Origin of the sequence: Marinobacter sp. (assembly GCF_041686475.1) — a bacterium.
Lineage (GTDB): Bacteria > Pseudomonadota > Gammaproteobacteria > Pseudomonadales > Oleiphilaceae > Marinobacter.
The window spans coordinates 1,730-5,651 of record NZ_JAWLDU010000102.1; the positions used below are offsets into that span (position 1 = coordinate 1,730).

General features: G+C 59.6%; 5 protein-coding genes. 2 read left to right on the forward strand and 3 right to left on the reverse strand.

Annotation, left to right across the window (positions count from 1 at the left end; all coding sequences use genetic code 11):
* Window positions 1-782: 23S rRNA pseudouridine(2604) synthase RluF (rluF, locus tag ACESMB_RS14425; protein ID WP_372971924.1), on the reverse strand; the 782-nt coding region annotated here is incomplete at its 3' end.
* A gap of 88 nt (window positions 783-870) precedes the next feature.
* On the opposite strand from rluF, the gene ACESMB_RS14430 reads away from it, so the two are divergent.
* Complete coding sequence (locus ACESMB_RS14430; protein ID WP_372971925.1) at window positions 871-1,743, forward strand: alpha/beta fold hydrolase; 873 nt, start codon at window positions 871-873, stop codon at window positions 1,741-1,743.
* Here ACESMB_RS14430 and ACESMB_RS14435 read toward each other — a convergent pair.
* Both ACESMB_RS14435 and ACESMB_RS14440 read right to left on the reverse strand, forming a co-directional pair.
* The gene (locus ACESMB_RS14435; RefSeq protein WP_372927550.1) at window positions 1,718-1,996 is read right to left on the reverse strand and encodes a hypothetical protein; all 279 of its coding nucleotides are present in this window, start codon (window positions 1,994-1,996) and stop codon (window positions 1,718-1,720) included. The genes ACESMB_RS14430 and ACESMB_RS14435 overlap by 26 nt on opposite strands.
* 171 nt (window positions 1,997-2,167) lie before the next feature.
* Window positions 2,168-2,782: a TetR/AcrR family transcriptional regulator gene (locus ACESMB_RS14440; protein ID WP_372927551.1), complete on the reverse strand. Its 615-nt coding sequence runs from the start codon at window positions 2,780-2,782 to the stop codon at window positions 2,168-2,170.
* A 199-nt stretch (window positions 2,783-2,981) separates the two neighbouring features.
* Between ACESMB_RS14440 and ACESMB_RS14445 the strand changes: the two genes are divergently transcribed.
* The coding region (locus ACESMB_RS14445) for an enoyl-CoA hydratase/isomerase family protein (protein WP_372971926.1) at window positions 2,982-3,922 on the forward strand (941 nt) is incomplete at its 3' end.

Below are 3,922 nucleotides of genomic sequence, written 5' to 3' on the forward strand. Positions count from 1 at the left end.
TTGCCCGGCTTTCTAGCCGTCGGCTTCTTCGTTTCGCTGCGCGTGTCCGGACTCACTTCCGATGACGAGTCCCGGATCATATCGAAAAGCCCTTTCAGCTCCTTTTCACCCAGGTCTCGCCACTCGCCAACCGGCAGTCCTTTCAGACTGATGTTCATGATGCGAACACGCTCGAGTCTGGTGACCTCGTAGTCAAAAAACTCGCACATTCTCCGAATCTGCCGGTTCAGGCCCTGCACCAGGGTGATACGGAACACGAACCGGGATACTTTCTCTACCTTGCAGCGTTTGGTAACCGTACCCAGTATCGGCACACCGGCACTCATGCCCTCAATGAAGTCCGCCGTCACCGGCCTGTTGACGGTCACCAGGTATTCTTTCTCGTGGTTGTTGCCGGCCCGCAGGATCTTGTTGACCAGGTCGCCGTTGCTGGTGAGAAAAATCAGCCCCTGGGAGTCCTTGTCGAGACGGCCAATAGGGAAAATCCGCTCGCCATGGCACACGTGGTTGACGATGTTCCGGGGTTCCGCCGGGTCGGTGGTGCTGACCACGCCCACGGGTTTGTTCAGGGCGATGAAGATCAGATCTTCCTCGTCCCGGGGCTCAATCAGTTGGCCATTAACGGTAACCCTGTCCCCCGGAAGGACCTGGTCCCCCACCTGGGCCGCCTTGCCATTGATGGCCACGTTGCCGTTCTCGATATAGCGGTCCGCCTCCCGCCGGGAACACATGCCACTCTCGCTGATGTATTTGTTGAGGCGGGTCGAGTTTTTGCCGGGCATGGGGTTCCTGTAAAGTCTGTGGAAAGCAGATTCGGGAAAGCTATCATCCCACTGCACCCTAGTTGCGAGCAAACCCTGGAGCCACTCAATGCCACTGTCCGACCCGAAACAGCAACAAACGCCCCGGGGCCGATTCGCCTGGCGGGAGGGCGGCAACCCCGACGGCCAGCCACTGGTGATGATCCACGGCTGGCCGGAAAGCTCCTACTGCTGGGAGCATGTGGCTGCACACCTGAAACCGGGGCTTCGCATCATTGCTCCGGACCTGCGGGGGCTGGGCGATAGTGAACGCACGCCGGAGGTGGAGCCTTACCGCAAACAGGAAATGGCGCAGGATGTGATCAGCCTGCTGGACACCCTGGGCATTGGAGACTTCCAACTTGTGGGCCATGACTGGGGTGGCATTGTGGCCCAGGAAGTAGCCCTGGCCATCCCCCAACGGGTTCGGCAGATGGTGATCATGAACATTGCCATCATCAACAATCTGAAGGGCAATCAGGAAGTGATCGAAAAGGTCCGCTCCGGCAGTGGTGCCGCCTACTGGTACCAGCACTTCATGCAAACGCCGGGGCTGCCGGAGGCGATGATTCCCGGTGCTGAAGAAACCTGGCTGGGGCATTTCCTGCGCACCTGGAGCGACGAGCCCTTTCCACAGGACGCCTTCGACGAATACGTGCGCAGCTTCCGGATTCCGGGCACGCCGGGCACCAGCTCCAACTTCTACCGCACCTTTCCCGACGACGCCAAACGCTGGGCCACGACGGCAGGCCATCGCTGGCCAATGCCCTCCATGTACATCTACGGCAACAAGGACAGGGTGATTATTCCGGAGTACCTCAACCACATCGAGGAATGTTTTGAGTCTTTACGTGTGGAACGGGTGGAAGCCGGGCATTTTCTGCAGGAAGAACAGCCGGCATGGGTGGCGGGCTACCTCAACGACTTTCTGGAGACGGGCTGACGTAGACCCAGTTGGTGCCGACATTGTCACAGACAAGAATATCGCGGTTGATGAATGTGCACTGGGAAAGGTGGTCCGGCACCTCATCGTGATAGCGGGCCTTCACCGCCAGGTTCTTCTTGTCCTGCTTGAGCAGGGCAAAGGTCTGCTCCATGCGCCGGGCGAAGTCGACGCCACCGTCCTCCATGGTGTGGAAGGCGTTATGGAACGCAGTGAAGCTCATGGTGTTGGCGCCCAGGCCAATGTCCACCATTTTGGGAATGTACCAATCGTAGGCGTCGGAGAAGGCAAGCCTGTCCTTTCTCCTTCGGCAACAACCTCGCAATACAGCTTTTCCAGCCCGGTTTCGCCGCTTTCAAGGCAGGCACTGCCGGCTGCGTTGGCGCTGCCTATGCACAGGCCAAGCACCAGCGGTGCCAGCCATCTAGTCCTCATCACGCTGCCCCAGTGCCACGCGCGCCATCAGATCCTCAACCCGGCGGATGGTTTCGGCGTCACCCTTCTTACCCGTGAGCACAACCTGGGAGCCTATAGTGGCCACGTACATGAGCAATGACAGATCCCGTATGCGCTGGGGGTCACTGCTCAGACGCTCATACAGCTCGCAGTTCTGATTGATGCGGGCTTCATCTACCTCGGTGACCAGATCGGCGGCATAGTCGTTACGGCGGGCAAAGTCCCGCACCGCCAGCTCAACCTGCAGGCGGCGGATATTGCGGGAGGCATCGGTGAGCAGAAGCTCGAGGATCTGTCGCAACTCGGTCTCCACATCCCCGCCCCTGGGCTTCCAGTACTGGAGTTCATGGAGGCGCCGATCCCGCCAGCGATCAAGAAAGCTGACCACCAGATCCTCGTGGTCCTTGAAATGCCAATAGAAACTGCCACGGGTAACGCCGAGTTTTTTAGACAGCGTCAGCACCCGCAAGTGACTGAAACCGCCAGCGGCCACTTCCCCGGCGGCGGCGTCCAGCCAGTGGTCACGGGTCAGTTGCGCTTTTTCCGGCGTCTTGCGTCGTCTGGTTTGTCGGGCGTCAGTCATTCGGTGGTCGGATCCTGCTGCTGGCGGTTTGGTGAACCCGCGGGTGCATTCTACATCAACAGGGTCCACGAATTTGAAACCGTTGACCCTGCCCAAAACATACATTAGTGTATGGATCAACAATACACCAGTGTATGGAGATTTCAACGCGAGTCTTCGTACCGACGATCAACCCGATTCCAGATCAGGGAGCTGCCCAATGAGTACCGCCCACTATGATGTCAACGGCAATATCGCCGTCATCCGACTCGACAACCCACCGGTCAATGGCCTGGGCCTGACCCTGCGCCAGGGCATTGTGAACGGCATCCGCACGGCGGAAGCCGATGATGCGGTGAAGGCCGTTGTCCTGATTGGCTCCGACCGTGCTTTCTCCGGCGGTGCCGACATCAGCGAGTTCGGCAGCGACAAGGCCTCCGCGGAACCCAACCTGAACACTGTCATCAACTACGTGGAAACCAGCCGCAAGCCGGTCATCGCGGCCATCAGCGGCGCCTGCATGGGCGGCGGCCTGGAACTGGCGCTTGGCTGCCATTACCGCATTGCCAAGCCCGATGCCCAGATCGCCCTGCCGGAAGTGAAACTGGGCCTGCTGCCCGGTGCCGGCGGCACCCAGCGTCTTCCCCGGGTGATCGGCGCCGAACACGCTTTGAACATGATTGTGTCCGGCAGTGTGGTGCCTGCGAAACAATTCAAAGGCAGCGCGCTGTTTGACGAAATTGTCGACGGCGAACTGCTGGATGCGGCCATTGCTTACGCCACCAAGGTGGTCGGCGAAAACCTGCCTCTGAAAAAGGTGCGGGAGCTGAGGGCGAAGCACCCCAACCCGGAAGGCTTCTTCATGTTCACCCAGAACACCGTCGGCGCCATGGCCAGGAACTACCCCGCCCCGTTGAAGTGTGTTGAAGCCGTAAAGGCCGCTGTGACCATGCCATTCGACAAGGGCATGGAAGTCGAGCGCGAAGCCTTCGTTAACCTTATGCAGACGCCGGAATCCCGCGCCCTGCGCCACGCCTTTTTCTCCGAGCGCCTGACCAGCAAGATTGCTGACGTGCCCTCCGATACCCCGGTCCGCGACATCAAGTCCGTAGGTGTCATCGGTGGCGGCACCATGGGTACCGGCATCAGCATCAACTTCCT

Coding starts and splice junctions, on each gene's coding strand:
- ACESMB_RS14440 (WP_372927551.1), bottom strand. CDS start 2,782: ATGACTGACGCCCGACAAACCAGACGACGCAAGACGCCGGAAAAAGCG.
- ACESMB_RS14435 (WP_372927550.1), bottom strand. CDS start 1,996: ATGGTGGACATTGGCCTGGGCGCCAACACCATGAGCTTCACTGCGTTC.
- ACESMB_RS14430 (WP_372971925.1), top strand. CDS start 871: ATGCCACTGTCCGACCCGAAACAGCAACAAACGCCCCGGGGCCGATTC.